This window comes from Streptomyces sp. NPDC001020 (assembly GCF_053599115.1).
Genome location: NZ_JBSFLQ010000072.1, coordinates 1 through 21,151 on the forward strand (window position 1 = coordinate 1; position 21,151 = coordinate 21,151).

Below are 21,151 nucleotides of genomic sequence, written 5' to 3' on the forward strand. Positions count from 1 at the left end.
GGTCGCGCCCGGCGGCCTGGTAGCCGGTGGACGTGGTGGCGATGTTGACGATGCCGAGATCGACGCCGATGAACCCGTCAGGCTCGTACTCTTCAACCTCGGGCACCTCGCACGTGGCGATCAGATACAACGTGCCGTCGCGTTCGATCAGATCCGATTCGCCCTGCCGGTGCTCGCGCAGCATCTTGAGACCGTCCGCGGAGCAGACGAACCGCACATCCCGGATGCGTCCGGCGGTACTTCAGATGGATACCGTCTGCGCGTCGTACTGCCAGCTCAGACACCGGTCGTCGTACGGCTGGGCTGCCTCGGGCCGAAAGACGATGGGCTTGGACTCGGCCTTCCTGCGCCGCTTCGAAGCCGGTCTGCCAAGGTTCCCGGCCTTGATGTTGGCCTTGAGTGTCGTGTACGCGTCGCGGACCTTCTTGATGGTGTGCTGGGCGGCTTGCGCACCCAACCCCCGCGACTTCAGCTCCGCGTAGGTGTGCTTGCGCATCTCGTACTCGCGCGGCACACCCCGCTCGAACGCCACCGCCGACACCCAGTTCGCGGCCTCGTTGACCGTGCGCAGGGTCTTTGACAGTGCGGCGGCCTGCCCGGCCTCCGGCATCAGTTTCACCTGCACAACGAGTTTCACCGACGTGACCCTACGGTCTATGTCACCACGCTGGGAACCAGATCCCAATATTCGCAGGGGTAGAACAGTTGTCTGCACCCTTCACGCGCACTTGGTCTTCACACCCAAGTATCGGCGCGGCCCGTTCACCGATGAGATCCTTCGGCGCTGCGAGGAGGTCATGCGTGACGTGTGCGCAAACTTCGACACCGAGCTGGTGGAGTTCAACGGGGGCAGGGACCACGTCCACCTGCTGGTGCACTACCCGCCCAAAGTTGCCCTGTCCCGGCTGGTCGGCTCCCTCAAGGGCGTCTCCGCCCGGCGGCTCCGTCAGGAGTTCCCAGCCCATATCCGTAAATACCTGTGGGGTGACCACTTCTGGTCGCCTTCATACTTCGCCGCCTCGTGCGGCGGAGCACCGTTGGAGATCATCAAGGAGTACATCGAGAACCAGAAGCGACCTGGCTGAGGTCAACAGTGCAGGCCCGTGGGCACCCGCGGGTCAGAGCGTTCCAGAGAAGCGCTTCCTCCCGGGCGTGAACGCCCGGGGTTCCGCGCTAGATCAAGCTGAACCTCGACCGGAACCGCCACTCAGAAGCCAAGTCGTGGCGGCTGACTCACCGTCGGCTGCGCTGCGCCTCCAGCCTGGTGCTCCACAGCGTGGCCCCGGCGGCGTCCCGCAGCGCGACGGTCAGCGCTCCGGAGGCGGCATCGATGTCGACCTGGCCGAAGAACTGGTACCCGTCCAGTGGCGAGGCGAGCGCCGACGGGTTCTTGGCGAACACCAGCTGGGGGCCGAAGGTGGCGTCCAGCTTGTAGGGATGGGTAGTGGTGCCCGCGTTGAGCGGTCCGGCGACGAACTCCCAGAAGGGGTCGAAGTCCTGGAAGACGGCCCGCGCGGGGTCGTAGTGGTGGGCGGCGGCGTAGTGCACGTCCGCCGTGACCCACACCGTGTTGCGTACGGCGTGCCGCTGGAGATGCCGCAGCACCTCGGCGATCTCCAACTCGCGGCCCTTGGGCGCACCGGGGTCGCCGTTGGCGACCCCCTCGATATTGGCGCCGTCCGGCACTACCAGGCCGATCGGCATATCGGCCGCGACGACCTTCCACAGGGCCTTGGAGCCGGCCAGCCCGCGCTTGAGCCACTCGGTCTGTCGGCGGCCCAGGATGCCGCCGTTCGGCTCGGTGTTCAGCTGAGGGCTGTTGGCGTCCCGGTAGGTGCGCATGTCCAGGACGAAGACGTCGAGCAGCGGCCCATAGCTGATCCGCCGGTAGATGCGGCCGGCCTCGTCGGCCGACTGGTCGTCGATCGGGAGGTAGTCGAAGAAGGCCTGCTTGGCCCGGGCCGCGAGCACATCCACGCGCTTCTCGGTGTAGCGGTCGTCGGTGAGGATCTGCCCGGGATACCAGTTGTTGCGGACCTCGTGGTCGTCCCACTGGTAGATGCCGGGCACTTCGGCGGCGAAGGCGCGGACGTTGGCGTCCAGCAGGTTGTAGCGGAAGTTTCCGCGGTACTCGGCCAGTGTCTCGGCGACCTTGGACTTCTCCTCGGTGACCAGGTTGTGCCAGACCCGGCCGTCGGGCAGGGTCACAGACTCCTGGAGCGGCCCGTCGGCGTAGATGGTGTCGCCGCTGTGCAGGAAGAAGTCCGGTTTGGCCTGCCGCATGGTCTCGAAGATTTCGATGCCGCCGAGGCCCGGGTTGATACCCCAGCCCTGGCCGACCATGTCGCCGGACCAGACGAAGCGGATGTCGCGGCGTGGACGGTGCTGGTCGGGGGCGGCACGGAAGGAGCCGGTCACCGCGGCGCCGGTGCGGCGGGCGTCGGCCGGGTCCTGGAAGGACACCCGGTACCAGTGCCGCTCGCCCGCGGCCAGACCGCTGATCCTGACGTGGCCCGTGAAGTCGCTGTCCGGGGTGACGACCGGCCCCCGGACCCGCCGAGCGTCGTGGAACCGCGGGTCTCGGGCCACCTCAACCACCATCTGGGCCGTACGGTCGGCTCGCGCCCAGACGACAGCGCTGCGGCCGACGACATCGCCGACCTGCACGCCGTGGCTGACCTCAGGCCGGCCGGACAGCACCAGCCCGGACGAGCTCGAGGCATAGGCACGGGGAGCGGTCAGACCGCCGACGAAGGCGGCACCGGCGGCGCCGGCGGCGAGGAGGCTGCGGCGGCCCAGAAGGCGGGATGAAGAATGTTCGTGTGTGGGCATGCGGTAGATCATTCGGGGGGCTGGTGAACGCCGGCGCCGCAGCACACAAAGTCCTGTTGAACGGTCATCATCAGCCCTGGCTCTTCAGTGGAATTCGGTGGTCTGACGGGCGGTGTGCGTCGCGCGCCCCTCTCCGCGCCCTTTCACCGCCGTCTTGGTACTCCCAGGCTGGTGCAGGCCCGTGGCACGAGCTGCAGCATGGACAGGAGGGGCATCATGGAGAACCCGGTCGAGCAGGAGTTGTCGGCAACAGATGTGGGGGCCTGGTATGACCGTTTCGGTGGCCTGTACAGCCTGACTATGGGCGACAGCATGCACCTGGGCATGTGGGACGGCGGAGTTCGGCCCGAGCCGGGCAGGGCGCTGTCGTCGGACGAGGCGTGGCTGGAGCTGACTCAGGCGCAGGACCGCTGGACCGACGAGCTCATCGGCGAACTCGCCCTAGCCGGCGAAGGTCGACGAGTGCTGGACATCGGCTGCGGCACCGGTCGGCCCACCGTGCGGCTGGCCCGGGCCACCGGTGCGCGGGTCACCGGCATCACCGCCAGCCGTACGCAGACCGCGCAAGCAGCTGAGCGTGCGTCCCGCGCCGGGCTCGCCGGCCGCGTGGACTTCGCCACCGGCGACGCGATGCGCCTGCCCTTCCCCGACTGTTCCTTCGACGGCGCCTGGGCGATCGAGTCCTTCGCTCATTTCGCCGACCGCCTGCTCGCCCTACGCGAGGCCTGGCGTGTCCTGCGCCCTGGTGGCCGACTCGTCCTCGCCGACTGCTACGAGGGGACCCCTTTCACCGACGAGGAGGTGAGCCTGTTCCGCACAGGCTTCGCGCTGCCCCGTCTGGCCCCTTCCCCCGAAACCTACGCCGAGCTCGCCCGCGAAGCTGGCTTCACCGTAGGCCGCGTCCGCGACAAGACGGGCGACTTCGGCCCCACCTACGACCTCATCCCACAGGTCTACGCCGGCCGCCGGCCCCGGATCGCCGACCTCTTCGGCCCGGAGATCGCAAACCAGCTCGACCTCGCCTATCCGCTCGTCCTGGAGCTCTGCCGTACCAAAATGGGCTACACCGCTCTCACCGCCTCCAAACCCAGCCTCTGACCGCCTCTGGGCCGCAAGCTCCCGCTGCACCGTGCGGGTTTCCTCCAGAACCGCATCGCCGAGCTCGAACGGCACGATGCGGGTCAGCTCACCGAGACGACCGGGAGCAAACCGCCCCTCGGCCACCGTGAACACGCGGGAGACGGTCACCAGACCAGGCGACAGGGCACAATGACGTACAAGCAACGGAGCTCCACAGGCAGCAGACAGTCTTGGCGGACTACCTGCTTCAACGGGGTTCCGTTACTCACGTTCCCGACCGGAGCCCGAGCAACGTCAACTGGCTTGCCACCAGCGCAAAACCGTTAACTACCCGGCCCTGGATCAAGGCCAGGACACCCTTGGACACGCTTCGACGGCCATGCCGGTTCGCGGCCTTCTATGGGACGGTCCTTACCGCGGGCCGAAGGTGTTGAGGAACACCACGGGTTCTGGGCCGAAGCGGTTGGCCGCGTCGAGGTCTAGCAGGGCGGCGAAGGCCTTGGCGGTGTAGACGTCCTCGAGTTCCAGTCCTTCCTCGGAATCCGCCCGGTCGCGCGCGAAACGCCCCTGCGCAGTGGGGTGGGCGTAGCCCGGGCCGAGCCAGCCGTACTCCGTGACGATCTCGTGGGGGCGGGGGGCGGCCACCGTCGACGGGTCGGCGCCGCGTGATCGGAGGAGTGCCAGGGACCGCGCGGCGAGCCGGGAGAGGGTGACGGCGTCGAGTCGGAGCGTGTCGTTGACGATGACGCCGAGGACACGGGTGCGCAGACCGGCGAACCGGAAACCCAGGGCGAGGCCGGCCGCGGTGCCGCCGGATCCGACCGGGGTGACGATCCAGGCCGGTTCGGGCAGCAGTCCGCTGGCGACCTGCTCGGCCAGTTCGAGCGCGCACTCGACGGATCCGAGCGCGCCGAGCGGAGAGGAGCCTCCGGCGGGAAGGTAGTACGGGAGGTGGATCCCACGTGTGTGGCGGGCGAACAGCCACGGTGCCGCGAGGACCAGCCGGTTCCGGGTGTGCAAGAAATGCAAGGTGGCGCCGGAGGCACGCAGCCTGGCGAGCTGGGCCCTGACGTGGTCGTCCATCGGTTGGTCAATCAGGCCGAGGGCCACGTCGAGGCCCTGCTCACGGGCGTACAGCGCAGCCGCCAGGCCCCAGTTGGTGCCGAGCCCGCCGACCGTGAGGATGGTCCGGTTCCGGCGTCGGGCCTCGGGCAGGTGCCACTCCAGCTTGCGGACCTTGTTCCCGCCCCAGCCACCCCGGCCGTAGCCACTGTCGTCCTTCAGCCACACGGGGGATCGGAGTCCCAGCCCGGTCAGCGGACGGACCGGCGTCGGGCCGCCTCCCAGTTGCAGATGGGGGAGAATCCGCAAGGACCGGCCAGCGCTGATGGAGCAGCGGACGCGACGTCATGACAGCGACATTAGACCGAAGTCAGCCGTGTGCTTCGGCCGAGCCGGTGAACGAAGCCGATGCGGAACGCAGCCCCGCCCGCAGTGACGGCGCAAGGGCGCCGGCCCGCGCGCCCGGCCGGCCTTCAGCGCGTGCACCCCCGGGCGTCAACGGGTGGTGAATCCGCCGTCGATCGCCAGGGCCGCGCCGGTGATGAACGAGGCTTCGCTGCTCAGCAGGAACGCCACGAACGGGGCGATTTCCTCGGGCTGGGCGATGCGGTTCACCGGATGCATCGCCGAGATCTGCGCGACGGCCTCGTCGCTGGTCATCATGGAGCCGCGGGCCAGCGGCGTGTCGACACCGCCGCTGGTGATGGCGTTGATCCGCACGCCCTGCTCGGCGACTTCGAGCGCGGTGGCCCGGGTCAGGCCCACGACCGCATGCTTGGCGGCGACGTACGGGGCAACGCCGGGCAGCGCGACGACGCCCATGTTGGAGGCGTTGTTGACGATCGCACCGCGGGTCTTGAGAACCTCCGGGATCTGGTGCTTGAGGCAGTTGAAGACGCTAGTGACGTTCTGTGCGATCTCGGCGTTCCACGCGGTGCCGTCGATGCTGGACACCGGGCCGGAGGCGTTGAAGCCGCCGGCATTGTTGAACGCCCCGTCCAGGCGGCCGAACTCGGAGAGCGCCGCCGCGACCAGGGCGGCAGCGTCGGCCTCGACGGAGACGTCCGCGGGAACGAAGAGCGCCCGACCGCCCGTAGCACGGATGCTCTCGGCAGCCTCCTCACCGACGTCCTTGCGGCGGGCGCCGATGACGACGGCGGCGCCTTCCGAAGCGAGCCGCCGGGCGACTGCGAGGCCGATGCCGGAGGAGCCGCCGGTGACGACGAAAACCTTGGAGTCCAGACGGGAAGACATGAGGAAGCCTTTCGGAAAGGGGTAGTTCTGGGTGGTCGGCCGGGCCCGGCGTCTGATCACTCCATCAGACTGCGGCCGGGTGGAAGTCGGTGCTGGCGGGTATCGGACCTCGCGTTGTCTGCGGAACCCGGCCGCGGCTCGCGGCCCTCACGCTGGTGCGGCGCCGGCCGGGCTGTGAGCACGGCCCTCCCGCAAGGGCCACAGCCTCGGGTGCACGGAAGAGCAGACTGGGTCACCGGTTTCCGGGCCCGGCTCCTTGAGCTCAGCATCACCGTGGCAACGCACCCGTACCGGACAACGGTCGGCAGCGATGTCGTCGACGCGCGGAAGCCAGTCTGAGCCCGCAGTTCCAAAAGCCACCGGTCGATGCCCGAGGCCGGCGGGGAACCGCCGGCAGCCCCTCAGCCTGCCCGGGATCAATCGCTGGTCAGGCCGTAGGACCCTACAAGCGAAGGGCCCCTTTCCCGGGTCGCACCCCAGGTCCAGGGCCCTCCGTCCGCGACACAGCCGGTAAGCCCGGTCGCCTTCCACCGCCCCTTGGGCAGGAGACGGGCGTGGCACTCCAATTCACGTCCGCCGACGAAGACAACCTTGGCCGTCAAGCTCCCCGCGCCGCCACAGCGCGTGCTGTTCTTGGAGCAGCGTCTCGTCCACCATGCGTTGCCGCACCGACTCCACCCAGGCCACGGCAAGCCCGCCGAACGTCTCCAAGTTCTCCAGCGACACCTGCTCGTCCCCGTTGAACAGGGCGATCAGCTCGGTGGCAGCAGCATCGCTGTGATCGCATGCCGCGCACAGCACCGCCTCTTTGATCCCGGAGACGTCCTCCCCACGCGCGTTTTTCCACGCATGGGAATACCGCGCGAGGAGCAGGGTGAGGCCATCGCAGCACGGACTCGGCGGGGCCGTATGCGGCAGCCTTCTTGAGCGGCACGACAGCGTCTATGGCCATCTCGTGCGCGGCCACCAGGCCGCGGCGGGTGTGTCCGAAGGAGTCGAACGCGCCTGCCTTGACCAGGGACTCGATGGCGCGCTTGTTCAGCGCGGGCAGATCGACCTTGCCGAGGAAATCCGCGAAGGAGGTGTACTTCCCCTTGGACTTGCGCCCGGCGATGATCGCCTCGATGACGTTCTCGCCGACGTTGCGCACCGACAGCAGACCGAAGCGGACATAGTCGCCGACGGCCGTGAACTCGGCAACCGACTCGTTCACGTCAGGCGGCAGCACGGTGACACCCAGCTTGCAGGCGTCAGCAAGGTAGATGCCAGCCTTGTCCTTGTCGTCACCGACGGAGGTCAGCAGGGCGGCCATGTACTCGGCCGGGTAGTTCGCCTTGAGGTAGGCGGTCCAGTAAATGACCAAGCCATATCCGGCGGTGTGCGACTTGTTGAAGGCGTAGCCGGAGAACGGGAGCATGACGTCCCAGATCGCCTTGGTGGCTTCTTCCGAGTAGTCGTTGCCGGTCATACCGGCGTGGAAGTTCTTCCCCCATCGCGCGGCGCAGCATGTCGGCGCCGCCGAGCGTGTACCCGGCCAGTGTCCGGGCGAGCGGCGCGGGTGATCATTCGGACAGAGATGCCGGTGTGGTCGTGGGCATGAAGAAACGGGCCCCTTGGTAGTGACGTGGTTGTTGAGGCCGGTCACGAGCAAGGAGACCCGTTGTCCGACGAGTTGACCATCCCCGCCGTACCCGCGTCCACCGCGGTCACCCCTGGGTGTGACTGCTACGTGCACCGGTTCGGTTCGATCGGCCGGCATCGGCCACCACCACCGGCGGCACCAGCCCGTCCAGGGCCTGAGCGTCCCCGGCGGTCGGCTCCGGGGTTCGGTGCACGGCACCCCGGGGGCGGAGAGAGGGTGGCCTCGCTCGACCGTGCCCCGGCGGGGTGCCGTGCTCGGACTCGCCCGCCTTTAGCGGCGCTTCGGCATGGGGGCGTTTCCGGCTTCCTTCATCCGTTCAGGCGTCCAGTAGTCCCGGACCTTCTCCGGGTTCTGCCGTACATCGTTGATCGTGGTCCCCGAGTCCGGCTGCGGCTCGGATTCCGGGGCGGTGGCCGCGGTACGCCAGGCGGCCATGGTCGCCACAGCGGCGGCGATGGCGGCGGCTGCCCAGCGGCTCAGACTACTGCGACGCATGGGACTTTCTCCTTGTCCGGTGTTCAGACTGTCAGGTGACGCTGCCCTGGGCGTCGTACATCGCTTTGACCGCGTCATCGAAGTAGGCGGCCTCGTTCCAGCCGTCCGAGGTGACGGTGCTCATCACTCCGTTGACGGATCCGAGACCGTTGGAGTCGTTGAAGTCACGCAGCCATGGCGCTCCGCTGGAGCCGCCGCCGAAGTTGCACTGAAGCTCGAGGCCGCCGTCACTGGCTGCCCGTGTCGTGCCCGTGCACGCCCACTGGCTTTCTCCGCTGCCGAAGTTCCCGGGGTAGCCCAGAATGGTGATGGGCTGCGTGCGCGAGAAGTTCCAGCTCAGTCCGTGACCGCCGGTGACATTGACGATCTTGTTCCCGTTGAGCGGCCAGGTGGTCACCATGGCCACGTCCCGTCTGAGGTCGCTGCTGTCGATCCAGGCGTTGAACGTGCGCATCTGCTTGGCGGCGAAGGTGCCGAATGGACGGGCTCCGGAGCGGTAACGCGGCACATAGACCCAGTTTGTCATCCACGTGCCGCCTTTGCCGCCGTGTACGCAGTGCCCGGCAGTGACAACCATCTGTTTTGAGTCACTGTTGAGAGCACTCGCCGAACACGTATAGGTGCCGCCGTTGCTGGGGTTGGTGAAGAACACCTTGCCCACCGCGGCGGATTCGTTGATGCGCAGCGTCGGTGTGTCGGAGCGCGCGGGGGCGGCCGGGATCGTTCCCGGCTTCCCGGTGGGGCCGGCCTTCTTGGCGCCGTCCGGCCGTGGCGGGGCGGCCGCTTTGTCGAGCGAGACGGCATTCGCCATCCGCTCCGGTGTCCAGTACCGCGCCAGCGCGGCGGCGTCCTGCGTCGAGTCGACCGGGGCCCCGCTCGACAGCCGCGCGGCGTGGCCGACGCTTGTCCCGTTCCCGGAGCCGGTGAGAACACCGGTGGTGAGCTCGGTTTGGGTTCCGGCCGGGGCGGGCGCCGCCTCGGCCGTTCCCGCACCGATCAGTGCCAGTACGGTGGCTGCGGCCAGCGGGAGTATCGCGTGTCTGAGTCTGCGCACGAACTTCTCCTTCGATTGTCGTTGGAGTGCGTATTTCTGACGGCATGGCCGATCAGGGTGCGGAGAGCCAATCAGTGTGCGGACGACAGCGAACCTAGGCGGGGCGGGCACGTGCGAAACAGCCCTAGATCAGCCGCCCTGTCCTTCGCTTTGAGGGGCCCCTTATTTTCGGCCGGTCCGGATTACCGCTTGTTTCGCGGGCCGTTGTGTCTGGGCACCGTCCTCGCGTCAGTCGCGCTCTCTCGGATGAGTGGGCAGGTAGAGGGGCCATCCGCGCCCCGGCCGATGCCGGTGTACGAGACTGCCGCGGCGCGCCGGGCTGCCATGAACCGGCCGGACAATGGGCTGCACCAGGACAGCTATGGCGGGCATACTTGGCGGGTCCATGTCATCAGTCAAGGGAGCAGGAGGCCGGGGATTCGGGCGTGTGCACGGCGGCAGGGCGGGGAGCCAGGTCCGAGACTCTGATATTCCTGCTGGTCAGGCGCCTGTTTCTGAGTTTAGTGAGCTGATGTTGCGTCAGGTATGGGATCGCCGGACCTGTCGTGGGTGCGGGTTCGAGCAGGTAATCGCAGTGGCTGGCAACGGCCTGATGCCGAGGTTGCCGGCGAGAGTGCGGCAGTCGTGGCGGCCCGGGGCAGCGGTCGCGACCCACTGTGTCGCGCTGGCCTGAGATGGCGGGAGGCCAGACGGCGGATCGGCCGCCCCCTCCGCACATGACCGGTTCGGATGAACTGATGATGTGGCCGGTACCTCGGTGGGATGTGGGTCGCAGGGCTGGGCGCGTCGATATCTCGTTCGCTTCGTTCCCGGGTCCAACGTCCCCGTATGACAGTGGAGTTCGCCCCGGTAATGGAGGCGTTGTCTGGGCGCTCTGCCCGGCTTCTGCCGATGGGGCAACCATAGATCCGCCACCGTGCCCAGTCAGCCGAAACCCCCGCCTCCGCGCGGCAGTCGCTCTTCGGGACGACCGAGGATCGCAACAGCAAGCGGCTACCTAAATTGTTGCCCACAGCGACCAAGTGAGGAGCCAAGAGCGCCCTTGAACCGCTCCGGGTTCCGTAGAGATCCAGACCGCAGCGCCGCATTCGAAGAAATCCTCGCCACCCACCTCGCCCACATCGAGGCCCAGATCCCCTGACGTGCCGGATCACGACTGTTCTTGAGTCAGCTCGGGGACAGTTGACGCGGAATCCCGTCCGATCTGGTTGATCGGACGGGATCTTTGCTTTCGTGGGCTCAGTTCGAGGTGGTGCCCGCACACGTCGGCCCTGGCACCGCCCGACCCGGTGGGGCGCCGCCGGATCCGATCGCCGTCCGAGCCGCCCCGTCTATCACATGGGGTGATGCTCTGGGCTGGAATCGGGGATCGCCTCACGTTCCGCCAGGCCACATGGCACCGTCTCGCGCGAATCACGCCGACGATCAAGGAGCGGGCGGTGCCCACCAACTTTCTCAGCGAGGAACAGCGCAGGCGCTTCGGCCACTTCACCGAGGACCCGGACGAAGGGCAGCTGGCCGGGTCCTTCCTGCTGGACCAGACCGCGCGGCGCAGGGCGATGGCCGCTCGTGGCGGAACCGGATCGGCTGGGCCGTCCAGCTCGGCACCATCCGCTACCTGGGCACCTTCCTGAACCACCCCGAAGAGGTGCCCGCCGTGGTGGTCGCCTACGTCGCCGAGCAGCTCGGACTGGAGCCGCCGGCGTTCACCGGGTACGGAAGCAGCGAGGCCCGCTGGGCACACCAGGAACAGATCCGCGACGGCTACGGGTACACCAAGTTCGAATTCGACCAGTGGTTCGCACTCGCCCGCTGGCTCTACCAGCGGGCCTGGATCGGCAACAAACGCCCCACCCTGCTGTTCGACCTCGCAACCAAGCGCCACGAACGCCACGGCGGACAGCACGGCCGCAGCGCCCTGGTCACCTACCTCCGCGACGACGTCGCCCCGCTGTGCCGGGCCCGGTTCCGCACCGGCGAAGTCCGCCGGCAGGTGCTCTCCGCCGCCAGCCGAGGCGTCCACCTATGAAACGCCGGGTCCGGACCGAGTCGCGCGGTCACTCACCAGTCTTTACGCTCGGGCGGTGGAAGGCGCCCCGGTAGGCGGCTGGGGTCATGCCGATCTGGCGGCTCAGGTGCTGGCGGAGCGACTCGCCGGAGCCGAGGCCGCTGCGGCTGGCCACCTGATCGACGGTGAGATCGGTGGTCTCCAGCAGTTCGCGAGCCCGCAGCAGCCGCTGCTGGAGCAGCCATTGGAACGGGGTCACACCAGTCTCGGCTGTGAAACGGCGCGTCAGAGTCCGCACACTGACCTTGGCTTGACCGGCCAGGTCGTGCAGGGAGATCGGCTGGTCCAGGTGCTGCAGTGCCCAGATGCGGGCCGTATCCAATGAGGAGTCGGTCTCGGCCGGGAGGGGGGTCTGTACGAACTGCGCCTGCCCGCCGTGCCGGACCGGGGTGACGACGGCGGCGCGGGCCGCCGCGTTGGCCACGGCCGCGCCGTAGTCGGAACTGATCAGGTGCAGGCACAGGTCGATCCCGGCGGCCGAGCCCGCACCGGTGATGATCGGTCCGTCCTCGGCGAACAGCCGGTCGGCGTCCACGTGCACCAAGGGGAAGGCGCGCTGCATTTCCTCGGCCAGGCCCCAGTGGGTGGTGGCGACACGGCCGTCGAGGAGTCCGGCTTGGGCGAGGACGAAGGCGCCGCTGCAGATCGAGGCAACGCGCTTTCCCGCGGCGGCCGCCTCTCGCAAGGCGTCCAGTGCGGCCGGCTCGGCGTCGTGCCGGCTGCCGGTCGAGGGGACGATCACCGTGTCCGCCGCCGCGACCGCCTGAAGGCCGTGCCGGACCACCACCTCGATGCCGCCGGAGGCGGCGATCACGCCGGGTTTGGCGGTGCACACCGTCACCTCATAGCCAGGGCGTCCCTCGAGTTCGGCGGCGCCGAGCAGCGCTGACGGCATGGACAGGTCGAAGGGCTTGACCGCGGGAACGGCCAGGACGGCGACACGACGCATGGCTAGATCCTTGGAGGTAATGGCTTTCAGGCCACTAACCTACCGTGCGTCCGCACGGCAGAGTTGGGCGTGCGGACGGGCCCTCCGTGAACCACGTTTCCCCCTTCGGGGAAGCGTTCCATTTTTGAAGGTGAACGGAGACAAGACCATGGGTGGATCAGTCGTCATCGGGGCAGGTGCGACCGGGGTCGCGACCGCCAGGCAACTGGCCGAAAGCGGCAAGCGGGTCCGCCTCATCACCCGCAGCGGCAGTGGTCCTGACCACCCTGCCATCGAACGGGTCGCCCTGGACGCGGGCCGCACTGACGAGCTGGCCGAGGCTCTGGCCGGAGCGGCCACGGTCTTCAACGCCGCCATGACCGCCTACCACACCTGGCCGGAGACCATGCCGCCGTTGTTCGCCTCGATTCTCGCCGCGACCGAGCGGGCCGGGGCCGACTACGTGATGCTCGGCAACCACTACGGCTATCAGCAGACCACCGGGCCGGTCACCGAGCGCACCCCGATGGCCCCGCACACCCGAAAGGGCCGGGTGAGGGCCGAACTGTGGCGGCAGGCCAAGAACGCGCACGACGAAGGGCGGCTGCGGGCCACCGAAGTGCGAGCCGGCCAGTACCTGGGCCCAGGCGCAGTCTCAGCGTTCACGCTGCTGGTCGCGCCCCGGGTCCGCGACGGTGAACTGGCTCTCGTCCACGGCAACCCCGATGCGGCGCATTCGTTTTCCTACACCGAGGACGTCGCAACGGCGCTGGTGGCGGTCAGCGGCGACGAGCGGGCCTGGGGACGGGCCTGGCACGCCCCGGTCATCACCACGACCCTGCGCCAGGCCGCGACCGACCTCGCTGCACTCCACGGAGCGCCCGAACCGCGGTTGGAGCCGCTCACCGAACGGGACACAGCGCTGCTGTCCTTCACCGATCCACTGTGGCGGGAGTTCGCAGAGATGAGCTACATGTCCGAGCGTCCGTTCGTCGTGGACGACAGCGATATCCGCGACACCTTCGGACTCAAGCCTTCAACGCTCCGAGAGGCGCTGGCGGCCTGATGCCCGGCCCTGATCGTCACCGGGGCCAAGGGCCCCGACATGTCCGACCCGGCCGCCGAAGCCCACCAGGCGGCCTGCGACCTGGCCGCCGCGCCCGCGACCGTCGCGGTGATCGAGGAGTCCGGCCACTACCCCCACCTGGACCGGCCGGAGGAGACCTCAACGGTCGTCCTGAAGTTCCTGGCAGGTGTGTGAGATGCCCAGAGCGGGACTGTCGCCGGACGCCGTGCGTGCCGCCGCGATCGCAGTGCTCGACGCCGGCGGACCGCAGGCACTGACCCTGGCACGGGTGGCGGCGCACACCGGCGTCGCCGTCCCATCCCTCTACAACCACGTGGACGGGCTGACCGGGCTGCGGCGCATGGTCGCGATCCAGGTGATGGGCGAGCTGGCCGACCGGGTCGCCGAGGCCGTGCAGGGACGCAGTCGGGACGACGCGGTCAGCGCGCTGATGTTCGCCTACCGCGGCTACGCCGTCGAGCATCCCCGCCGGTACGAGGCGATCCCCCAGGCACTCGGCGACGATGCCGGCCTCAGGACCGCCGGTGACCGCGTCCTCCAGCCCATCCTGGCGGCGCTGCGCGGGTACGACCTTCCCGACCAGCAGATCATCCACGCCGCCCGCTGCGTGCGCGCCGCCGCCCACGGCTTCGCCACCCTCCAAGCAGGAGGCGGCTTCCAGTTCTCCGAGGACCTGGACACCAGCTACACCGCGCTCATCCGCCTGGTCACCGACGGCCTGGCCCACTGGAAATAGCGCCGCTCAAGCCCCGCGCCGGGGCGGAGACAGCCGCGACGGGCTGACGACGAGGCCGCCCTGCCACCCAAGTCTCTTCAAGATCGACTATTGGCGGGGTTGGCGCTTATCTCGGCAACACCCCTGATTCGGTGTCTAGGGTTGCCGGTGGCGGTCGGATCGGGGGAGCGGGGCGTTGGACGAGTCGGCGAGTGTGGACAGCGAGGTGCTCGCCGCTGTGCGAGCGGCGGACGGGACGGCGTTCGCCGGGCTTGCCGAGCAGCATCGGTGGGAGTTGCGGGTGCACTGTTACCGGATGGTGGGCTCGTTCGACGACGCCGAGGACCTGGTGCAGGAGGCGTTGCTGCGGGCGTGGCGCTATCGCGGAAGTTTCCAGGGCCGCTCCACATTTCGGGCGTGGCTGTACCGGATCGCGACGAACGTGTGCCTGGACTTCCTCGACCGGCAACCGCGGCAGCTGACACCGGGTGAGTCCGGCCGACCGGCGGAGGTGGGGTGGCTGCAGCCGTTCCCGGACCGGTTGCTGGAGCCGGTGGCCGCTCGGGAGGCGGAGCCGGAGGCCGTGGTCGTCGCCAGGGAGACCATCGAGCTGGCATTCGTGGTGGCCATCCAGCATCTGCCGCCTCGCCAGCGGGCAGTGCTGATTCTGCGGGACATGCTCGGCTGGCCGGCGGCGGAAACCGCCGCGCTGCTGGAGATGAGCGTGGCCGCGGTGAAAAGCGCGTTGCAGCGGGCACGGCCGGTGCTGCGGGAGCACCTGCCGGAACGCCGCGCTGGGCGGGCCTCGGCCACGTCCCTTGCCGGCCGGGAGCGGGAGCTGCTGCGGCGTTTCATGAGGGCCCACGAGCGGGCCGACACCGCGGCGTTGGCGGAGCTCCTGAGCGAGGATGTGCGGCTGTCCATGCCGCCGTTGCCGTACTGCTTCACCGGCCGGGCGGAGGTCGTCGCCTTCGTCGGGGACGCACTGGGATCGGGGTCGCCCTTGCATCGGGGGCAGTGGCGGGGTGTGCCGGTGGCAGCGAACCGGCAGCCGGCCATGGCCGGCTACATCCGGCTGCCGGGAGAGGCGTCGTACCAGCCGCAGGTGCTCAACGTGCTGCGAGTCGAGGATGGGGAGATCACCGAGATCGTCGCGTTCGAGCCCCGTGTCTTCGGCGCGTTCGGCCTGCCGGCAACCCTGCCCTGATAGCTCCGATTCCTTTTCCGCGCTCGGGTGGTCTCACAGTGCACGACCGCAACCGGTGCGGTCGAGGAGGCAAGGAGCTGAATGTGCACACACTGACCCACGAGGAACTGGCGGCCCTGCGGCAGGGAGATGTCCGCCTGCTGGACAGTGACATCGCGCAGGATCTGCTGGCCTCGACCGAGCTCGCGCGCGTGGCGTATGTGGCTGCCGATGACACACCACGGGTGTTCCCGATGCTGTTCCACTGGACCGGGCAAGATGTGGTGCTGTCCACGTTTTTCCCCGCCCGGAAGATCGCGGCGCTGCGGGCCAGGCCCGATGTGGCGATCACGATCGACGCCGCCGGGACCCCGCCGCGGGCGCTGCTGATCCGTGGCCGTGCCCAGGTCACCGATGTCGACGGAATCGTCCCGGAGTACGCGCTGGCCATGCGCCGCTACGGCGGCGAAGAGGAGGGCGCGGCCCGGGTCGCGGCCGTCGACCATCCTGGTGTGCGGATGGCCCGGATCGCGGTACGCCCCGCCTGGGTGGGGGTCCTGGACTTCCAGACTCGATTCCCCGGCGACTCCACGGCCGCCGAGTTCACGCAGCGGGGACAGGCGTGATGACCCAGTACGTGTTCATCCCCGGAGCCGGATCCGATTCCTGGTACTGGCACCTGCTCGCCGACGAACTGCGCACCCGCGGCCACCGCGTGGCCACGCCCGAGCTGCCCTGCGACGACGATACGGCCGGTCTGCCCCAGTACGCCGACACAGTGGCCGCCGCGATCGGCGACCGCACCGGCACCGTGCTGGTCGCCCACTCCTTCGGCGGATTCACCGCGCCGCTGGTCTGCCGGCGCGCCCCCGTCGACCGACTGGTGCTGCTGACCGCGATGATCCCGCAGCCCGGCGAGGCCCCCGGCTCCTGGTGGGCCAACACCGGTTACGAACAGGCCCGACGCGACCAGGACGAGCGTGACGGCCGGGACCCCGATGACGAGGACGCTCTGTTCTTTCATGACGTCCCGCCCGCGCTGGCCGCCCAGGCGCGCGAGCACAGCCGCCGGCAGTCCCCCACCCCGTTCGCCGCGCCCTGGCCGTTGCCCGCGTGGCCTTCGACGCCGACGACGTTCCTGCTCTGCCGGGACGACCGCTTCCTCCCCGCCGCGTTCATGCGCCGCGTCGTCGCCGAACGCCTCGGAATCGTTCCCGACGAGATCGACGGCGGCCACATGGTCGCTCTCACCCGGCCCCGACAACTCGCCGACCGCTTGGAGGCATACACCACCACGGACTCGACAACCCCCTGACCAGCGCCGGCAGTCCGAGACCCCGTCGGCCGCGCCCCGGCCGTTGCCCGGGTGGCCTTCGACGCCGACGACAGGACGCGGCCGCCGAGCCACGCCCTGATCGATCGGGACCTGTACGTGCAGGCCGACTGGTTCGACGATCCGGCGCGGATGGCGACGGCGGGTTTCCCTAAGGATCACGCATTCGCCACCAAGCCGGCGCTCGCCCTCGCGCAGGCGAAACGGGCGCTGACCGCCGGGATCAGACCGAAGTGGGCGACCGGGGACGAGGTGTACGGACGCAGCCGGGAATTGCGCGAGTTCTTGGAAGGTGCCGGCATCGGCTATGTGTTCGCGGTGCCCGTCGACCACCAGCTCACCACCTTCGGCGGCGGGCGCATGCGCGCGGACCAGGCACTGCACTTGGTCGAGCCGGACGGACGGAACCGCCGCTCGTGTGGAGCGGGCGCGAAGGGCCCTCGCTACTACGACTGGGCGTGGATCGCCACCGACCACCCGCGCCGAGATGATCAACCGCTTCGCCGTCTGGGACCAGATCACCGGTACCGCCGCACAGCCCTCCGGTGCCTGACCCAGACCCGGCACCGGCACCCCTCGCACCCTGACACAACCTCATCAACGCTCAGCCAACGTGACAAGGCCCGAGATGAAGCAGGCCCTGGGCCTGGCGCACTTCGTGGCCGAACCTGGGGCGGCTGGCATCACCACGTCACCCTCGTCTCCGTCGCGCAGGCCTTCTGCACTCTGCAACGACTGGCTCGTGCCCCAGAAGACGGCGCCAGCCTGAGCCTCTACCAGGTTGTCCACGAGATACAGACCCTGCTCGCCACATGGACCGGCGGCTGCCCCACCTGCCACCGCGACATACCCACCCGAACATCAACTTGACCAAGCATTACTAGAGCGCCCCGCCCCACCGACGCTCGACGCTAATCGATCTACGGCTGAGTAGCCGTTGATAACCGGGGACTGTCCCTGTATTTTCCTTCAAGGATGCGGGGAGAGTCCCCGTTTATTTCCGAGGGGACCGCCCATGCGCGAAGAGACCTCGACCACGACCGCCGGGAACCGCCACCGCCCAGGCCTGGTGCTGTTCCTCGTCCTGGCCCTCCAGACGATGCTGATCCTCGACGTAAACGTGGTGAACATCGCCCTGCCCGACCTCAAGGAGGCGCTGGGCTTCACGCCCACCGGCCTTTCCTGGGTGCTGAGTTCGTACCTGCTGACCTTCGGCGGCCTGCTCCTGCTGGGCGGGCGCACCGGTGACGTGCTCGGGCACCGCAGGGGGCTGCTCGCGGGCGTCACCGTCTTCACCGCCGCCTCGCTGCTCGGCGGTCTCTCCACCTCCGCCGGGATGCTGCTGACGGCGCGCGCCCTCCAGGGGGCCGGCGCCGCCCTCGCGGCGCCGACCGTGCTCGCGCTGATCGCCACGCACTTCACGGACGCGAAGGCCCGTGCCCGGGCGCTCGGCGCCTACGCGGCCGTGTCCGGCTCCGGCGCTGCGATCGGCCTGATCGGCGGCGGGCTGCTGACCGACTGGCTGTCCTGGCGCTGGGTGCTGTTCATCAACGTACCGATCGGCGTGGCCCTGCTGGTCCTGGCCCCGATGTTCATCCACGAGACCGAGCGCACCCCCGGCTCCTTCGACCTCGGTGGCGCGCTGACGTCCACCCTCGGCATGACCGCCCTGGTGTACGGCTTCATCCGCGCCTCGGAGCAGGGCTGGGGCGACGGCCTGACGCTGGGTTCCTTCGCCGCGGCCGTCGTGCTGCTGGCGCTGTTCCTGCTCGTCGAGACCAGGGCCCGCCAACCGATCACCCCGCTGCGGCTGTTCGCCGACCGCAACCGGGCGATCGGCTACGTCGCCCTGCTGTTCGTGATGGCCGCGGGCAACTCGATGTTCTTCTTCCTCACCCAGTTCCTCCAGGAGGTCAGCGGGCTCAGCCCGATCCGGGCGGGCCTGGCGTTCGTGCCGCTGGCGGTGCTGATCCTCGGTTCCTCCAGCGTGGCCGCCAAGCTGCTGCCGCGTCTGGGCGCCCGTGTCCTGACGGCGGTCGGCGCCGCCGCGATCAGCCTCTCGCTGGTCTGGTTCGCGCAGATCACACCTACCTCCGGCTACCTGAGCACGCTGCTCGGCCCGATGGCGGTCGCCGGGCTCGGCATGGGCGTGCTGCTGGTCGGTGTCACGACAATCCTGCTGTCCGGGGTCACGCCGGAGGAGACCGGCGCCGCCTCGGGGCTGCTCAACGTGATGCAGCAGATCGGCGGCGCGCTGGGCCTGGCGGTGATGGTGACGGTCTTCGGCTCCGCGAGCCGCGGCGCCACGCCCCCGGCCGGGCTGGACGCCAAGGGTGCGGCCGACTTCGTCCTCACCGAGGGCGTCACTGCGGCCTTCGGCTGGGGCGCCGGCCTCACGGCGCTCACCATCCTGCTCACCCTGGCGATGCGCCGAACGCCTTCCGGGGGCACCGGTGCCGAGAAGGGCGAGCAGCAGCCCGTCCACGCGGGGCTCTGAGCAGATGACCGACACACTCCCGATCAAGCTGTCCGTCCTGGACACCGCGCCCGTGTGGCGGGGCTCGACGGCCACGGAGTCGCTGCGCAGCAGCGTCCGCCTCGCGCAGGCCGTGGACAGGCTCGGCTACCACCGCTTCTGGGTCGCCGAGCACCACAACATGCCGGCGCTCGCCACCAGTTCCCCCGCCGTCCTGGCCGGGCGGGTCGCCGCCGCGACCCGCCGGCTGCGGGTGGGCGCGGGCGGGGTGATGCTGCCCAACCACCCGCCACTGGTGGTGGCCGAGCAGTTCGGCACCCTCGCCGCGCTGCACCCCGGCCGCATCGACCTCGGCCTGGGCCGGGCCCCGGGCACCGACCCGGTCACCGCCCGGGCGCTGCGCCGCCGGGCCGGCGCGCTCGGCGCGGAGGACTTCCCCGCACAGGTCCGCGAGTTGACCGATTACTTCGCTCGGACGAGCGCCGATCGCCCGCTCGCCGTCCCCGCGGAAGAACAGAACGTCCCGGTGTGGCTGCTCGGCTCCAGCCCCGGCGGTGCCCGCCTCGCCGCCGACTTGGGCCTGCCCTTCGCGTTCGCGCACCACTTCTCGCCGTTCGGCGCGGCCGACGCGCTGGACGCCTACCGCACCGCGTTCCGCCCCTCGGCCCACCTGAGCGAGCCGTACGCCCTGGTGTCGGTGTTCGGCGCGGTGGCCGAGGACGACCGCCGGGGCAGGCTGCTGGACGCGCCGCTGCGGATGATCAACGCCCAGGCGATGCGCGGCCTCGACCCGCTCTTCCCCTCGGTCGAGGAGGCCGCCGCCTTCCGGTTCTCGCCGCAGGAGCGGTCCACCGTGGACGGCCTGTACGACGCCCAGTTCTTCGGCGGCCCGGAGACGGTACGGCAGAAGCTCACCGCCTTCGTCCGCGCCACCGGCGCCGACGAACTCATGGTCCTCAGCCCGGTCCGGGACCACGACGAAAGGGTGCGCTCCTACCGCCTGCTCGCCGAGCTCACCGGCCTCAAGCCGTCCGGCCGAAGCTAGAATCCGGGGTCAGGCCCCGGTTCGGCGCCGCTCCCGTCGCCCGTACGGGAGCGGCGCCGTACCCCCAACGGCGAGGAGCAGGTGCCCCCATGCGCGCAGACGCCCGACTCAACTACGAGCGAATCCTCGCCGAGGCGCGCTCCGCCTTCGAGCGCCACGGCACCCACACCTCGCTGGACGACATCGCTAAGCAGGCGGGCGTCGGCAACGCCACCCTCTACCGCCACTTCCCGACCAGGGAGGGCCTGCTGGAGGCGGTGCTGCGCGAGAGCCTCACCGAACTCGGCGCCATTGCCGAGGAGTTGCTGACCGTCGAGCCGGCCGGCGAGGCCCTGGCCACCTGGGTGCGGGCCGCCGTCACCCACGCCGCCGTCTACCGCGGCCTGGTCACCCTGCTGATGGCCGGCCTCAAGGACGAGACCTCCGACCTCAACGCCGCCTGCACCGCGATGCAGTCCTCGGGCCGGCACCTGCTGGCCCGCGCCCTGCAGGCCGGGGAGGTCCGAGAGGACACCACCGCGAGCGCCCTGTACGCCCTGATCGCCTCGGCCGCCTGGGCCCGCGAACACGCCCCGGAGGAGGCGGACCACGTCCTCGCCGTCCTCATCGACGGCCTGCGGACCTAGGGCCTGTATTGAGTTGCCCGCCTGCGTCGCGACGCCTGGCACGGCACCTCGCCGCGTTGTCGGGATCGCCCGCGTACGTCCAGTACGCGGGCGACCCTCCGCCTTGCGATGTACCGCACCAGACGCCGCGACGCCCGCCCACCGGGCGGACGACGGGCAACTCAATACAGGCCCTAGAAGACTCATGAAGATCTTGTTGAGGGGCTGTCCGGCCGCAGGCCGGGCGGCCCCTCGGTCTATGCGGTGGCCGCGCTGATCGTCCAGGTGC

General features: G+C 69.5%; 21 protein-coding genes and 2 pseudogenes. 14 read left to right on the forward strand and 9 right to left on the reverse strand.

Annotated features, from left to right (window positions below):
• A pseudogene (locus tag ACWDEX_RS35925) lies at positions 1–610 on the reverse strand (RNA-guided endonuclease TnpB family protein); the annotation flags it as partial.
• A 46-nt stretch (positions 611–656) separates the two neighbouring features.
• Here ACWDEX_RS35925 and tnpA point away from each other — a divergent pair.
• Entirely contained in the window at positions 657–1,085 is a 429-nt protein-coding gene (tnpA, locus tag ACWDEX_RS35930) for an IS200/IS605 family transposase (protein ID WP_450468688.1), read from the forward strand.
• 148 nt (positions 1,086–1,233) lie between these two features.
• Here the strand turns inward: tnpA and ACWDEX_RS35935 are convergent, their stop codons facing one another.
• Complete coding sequence (locus ACWDEX_RS35935) at positions 1,234–2,832, reverse strand: alkaline phosphatase D family protein (RefSeq protein ID WP_450468690.1); 1,599 nt, start codon at positions 2,830–2,832, stop codon at positions 1,234–1,236.
• A gap of 216 nt (positions 2,833–3,048) precedes the next feature.
• Between ACWDEX_RS35935 and ACWDEX_RS35940 the strand changes: the two genes are divergently transcribed.
• Positions 3,049–3,930, forward strand: coding sequence for an SAM-dependent methyltransferase (locus tag ACWDEX_RS35940; protein WP_450468692.1), 882 nt, complete (start codon positions 3,049–3,051; stop codon positions 3,928–3,930).
• A 393-nt stretch (positions 3,931–4,323) separates the two neighbouring features.
• Here ACWDEX_RS35940 and ACWDEX_RS35945 read toward each other — a convergent pair whose 3' ends face one another.
• From ACWDEX_RS35945 to ACWDEX_RS35970, 6 genes and pseudogenes are all read right to left on the reverse strand, one after another.
• Entirely contained in the window at positions 4,324–5,202 is an 879-nt protein-coding gene (locus tag ACWDEX_RS35945; RefSeq protein ID WP_450468694.1) for a 1-aminocyclopropane-1-carboxylate deaminase/D-cysteine desulfhydrase, read from the reverse strand.
• A 267-nt stretch (positions 5,203–5,469) separates the two neighbouring features.
• On the reverse strand, positions 5,470–6,228 hold the full coding sequence (locus ACWDEX_RS35950; RefSeq protein ID WP_450468696.1) for an SDR family NAD(P)-dependent oxidoreductase: 759 nt from the start codon (positions 6,226–6,228) through the stop codon (positions 5,470–5,472).
• A 567-nt stretch (positions 6,229–6,795) separates the two neighbouring features.
• A complete protein-coding gene (locus tag ACWDEX_RS35955) occupies positions 6,796–7,167 on the reverse strand; it encodes a DUF6300 family protein (protein ID WP_450468723.1) in 372 nt (123 codons plus the stop codon).
• A pseudogene (locus tag ACWDEX_RS35960) lies at positions 7,133–7,778 on the reverse strand (helix-hairpin-helix domain-containing protein); the annotation flags it as partial. The pseudogene ACWDEX_RS35960 and the gene ACWDEX_RS35955, both read right to left, overlap by 35 nt.
• A gap of 362 nt (positions 7,779–8,140) precedes the next feature.
• Complete coding sequence (locus ACWDEX_RS35965) at positions 8,141–8,365, reverse strand: hypothetical protein (RefSeq protein ID WP_450468698.1); 225 nt, start codon at positions 8,363–8,365, stop codon at positions 8,141–8,143.
• Between the two features lie 31 nt (positions 8,366–8,396).
• On the reverse strand, positions 8,397–9,419 hold the full coding sequence (locus ACWDEX_RS35970; protein ID WP_450468700.1) for a hypothetical protein: 1,023 nt from the start codon (positions 9,417–9,419) through the stop codon (positions 8,397–8,399).
• Between the two features lie 1,439 nt (positions 9,420–10,858).
• Between ACWDEX_RS35970 and ACWDEX_RS35975 the strand changes: the two genes are divergently transcribed.
• Positions 10,859–11,053, forward strand: coding sequence for a hypothetical protein (locus tag ACWDEX_RS35975; RefSeq protein ID WP_450468727.1), 195 nt, complete (start codon positions 10,859–10,861; stop codon positions 11,051–11,053).
• Positions 11,029–11,448, forward strand: coding sequence for a DUF4158 domain-containing protein (locus ACWDEX_RS35980; protein ID WP_450468725.1), 420 nt, complete (start codon positions 11,029–11,031; stop codon positions 11,446–11,448). Before ACWDEX_RS35975 ends, ACWDEX_RS35980 begins: the two co-directional genes overlap by 25 nt.
• A gap of 28 nt (positions 11,449–11,476) precedes the next feature.
• Here ACWDEX_RS35980 and ACWDEX_RS35985 read toward each other — a convergent pair whose 3' ends face one another.
• Positions 11,477–12,436 carry a GlxA family transcriptional regulator gene (locus ACWDEX_RS35985; protein ID WP_450468702.1) on the reverse strand — a complete coding sequence of 320 codons (960 nt, stop codon included), beginning with the start codon at positions 12,434–12,436 and terminating at the stop codon, positions 11,477–11,479.
• A gap of 148 nt (positions 12,437–12,584) precedes the next feature.
• Here ACWDEX_RS35985 and ACWDEX_RS35990 point away from each other — a divergent pair, with 148 nt between their 5' ends.
• From ACWDEX_RS35990 to ACWDEX_RS36035, 10 genes are all read left to right on the forward strand, one after another.
• Entirely contained in the window at positions 12,585–13,481 is an 897-nt protein-coding gene (locus ACWDEX_RS35990) for an NAD-dependent epimerase/dehydratase family protein (RefSeq protein WP_450468704.1), read from the forward strand.
• A 39-nt stretch (positions 13,482–13,520) separates the two neighbouring features.
• A complete protein-coding gene (locus ACWDEX_RS35995) occupies positions 13,521–13,676 on the forward strand; it encodes an alpha/beta fold hydrolase (protein ID WP_450468706.1) in 156 nt (51 codons plus the stop codon).
• A gap of 1 nt (position 13,677) precedes the next feature.
• A complete protein-coding gene (locus tag ACWDEX_RS36000) occupies positions 13,678–14,238 on the forward strand; it encodes a TetR/AcrR family transcriptional regulator (protein ID WP_450468708.1) in 561 nt (186 codons plus the stop codon).
• 175 nt (positions 14,239–14,413) lie between these two features.
• Positions 14,414–15,424 (forward strand): RNA polymerase subunit sigma-70, encoded by a 1,011-nt coding sequence (locus ACWDEX_RS36005; RefSeq protein WP_450468710.1) that lies wholly within the window; start codon positions 14,414–14,416, stop codon positions 15,422–15,424.
• Positions 15,425–15,507: 83 nt separating this feature from the next.
• Positions 15,508–16,029, forward strand: a complete 522-nt coding sequence (locus tag ACWDEX_RS36010) for a pyridoxamine 5'-phosphate oxidase family protein (RefSeq protein WP_450468712.1) — start codon at positions 15,508–15,510, stop codon at positions 16,027–16,029.
• Positions 16,029–16,718 carry an alpha/beta fold hydrolase gene (locus ACWDEX_RS36015; RefSeq protein WP_450468714.1) on the forward strand — a complete coding sequence of 230 codons (690 nt, stop codon included), beginning with the start codon at positions 16,029–16,031 and terminating at the stop codon, positions 16,716–16,718. Before ACWDEX_RS36010 ends, ACWDEX_RS36015 begins: the two co-directional genes overlap by 1 nt.
• A 51-nt stretch (positions 16,719–16,769) precedes the next feature.
• Entirely contained in the window at positions 16,770–17,606 is an 837-nt protein-coding gene (locus tag ACWDEX_RS36020) for a transposase (protein WP_450468715.1), read from the forward strand.
• Between the two features lie 145 nt (positions 17,607–17,751).
• Positions 17,752–19,233 carry an MFS transporter gene (locus ACWDEX_RS36025; RefSeq protein WP_450468717.1) on the forward strand — a complete coding sequence of 494 codons (1,482 nt, stop codon included), beginning with the start codon at positions 17,752–17,754 and terminating at the stop codon, positions 19,231–19,233.
• Positions 19,234–19,237: 4 nt separating this feature from the next.
• Positions 19,238–20,257 (forward strand): LLM class flavin-dependent oxidoreductase, encoded by a 1,020-nt coding sequence (locus tag ACWDEX_RS36030; protein WP_450468719.1) that lies wholly within the window; start codon positions 19,238–19,240, stop codon positions 20,255–20,257.
• 89 nt (positions 20,258–20,346) lie between these two features.
• A complete protein-coding gene (locus ACWDEX_RS36035) occupies positions 20,347–20,883 on the forward strand; it encodes a TetR/AcrR family transcriptional regulator (protein WP_450468721.1) in 537 nt (178 codons plus the stop codon).
• Positions 20,884–21,151: the final 268 nt, after the last annotated feature.

Excerpts from the sequence above, each read along its gene's own strand:
- tnpA (WP_450468688.1), top strand. The coding sequence starts at position 657 with ATGTCACCACGCTGGGAACCAGATCCCAATATTCGCAGGGGTAGAACA.
- ACWDEX_RS35935 (WP_450468690.1), bottom strand. The coding sequence starts at position 2,832 with ATGCCCACACACGAACATTCTTCATCCCGCCTTCTGGGCCGCCGCAGC.
- ACWDEX_RS35940 (WP_450468692.1), top strand. The coding sequence starts at position 3,049 with ATGGAGAACCCGGTCGAGCAGGAGTTGTCGGCAACAGATGTGGGGGCC.
- ACWDEX_RS35950 (WP_450468696.1), bottom strand. The coding sequence starts at position 6,228 with ATGTCTTCCCGTCTGGACTCCAAGGTTTTCGTCGTCACCGGCGGCTCC.
- ACWDEX_RS35965 (WP_450468698.1), bottom strand. The coding sequence starts at position 8,365 with ATGCGTCGCAGTAGTCTGAGCCGCTGGGCAGCCGCCGCCATCGCCGCC.
- ACWDEX_RS35985 (WP_450468702.1), bottom strand. The coding sequence starts at position 12,436 with ATGCGTCGTGTCGCCGTCCTGGCCGTTCCCGCGGTCAAGCCCTTCGAC.
- ACWDEX_RS35990 (WP_450468704.1), top strand. The coding sequence starts at position 12,585 with ATGGGTGGATCAGTCGTCATCGGGGCAGGTGCGACCGGGGTCGCGACC.
- ACWDEX_RS35995 (WP_450468706.1), top strand. The coding sequence starts at position 13,521 with ATGTCCGACCCGGCCGCCGAAGCCCACCAGGCGGCCTGCGACCTGGCC.
- ACWDEX_RS36000 (WP_450468708.1), top strand. The coding sequence starts at position 13,678 with ATGCCCAGAGCGGGACTGTCGCCGGACGCCGTGCGTGCCGCCGCGATC.
- ACWDEX_RS36015 (WP_450468714.1), top strand. The coding sequence starts at position 16,029 with ATGACCCAGTACGTGTTCATCCCCGGAGCCGGATCCGATTCCTGGTAC.
- ACWDEX_RS36025 (WP_450468717.1), top strand. The coding sequence starts at position 17,752 with ATGCGCGAAGAGACCTCGACCACGACCGCCGGGAACCGCCACCGCCCA.
- ACWDEX_RS36030 (WP_450468719.1), top strand. The coding sequence starts at position 19,238 with ATGACCGACACACTCCCGATCAAGCTGTCCGTCCTGGACACCGCGCCC.
- ACWDEX_RS36035 (WP_450468721.1), top strand. The coding sequence starts at position 20,347 with ATGCGCGCAGACGCCCGACTCAACTACGAGCGAATCCTCGCCGAGGCG.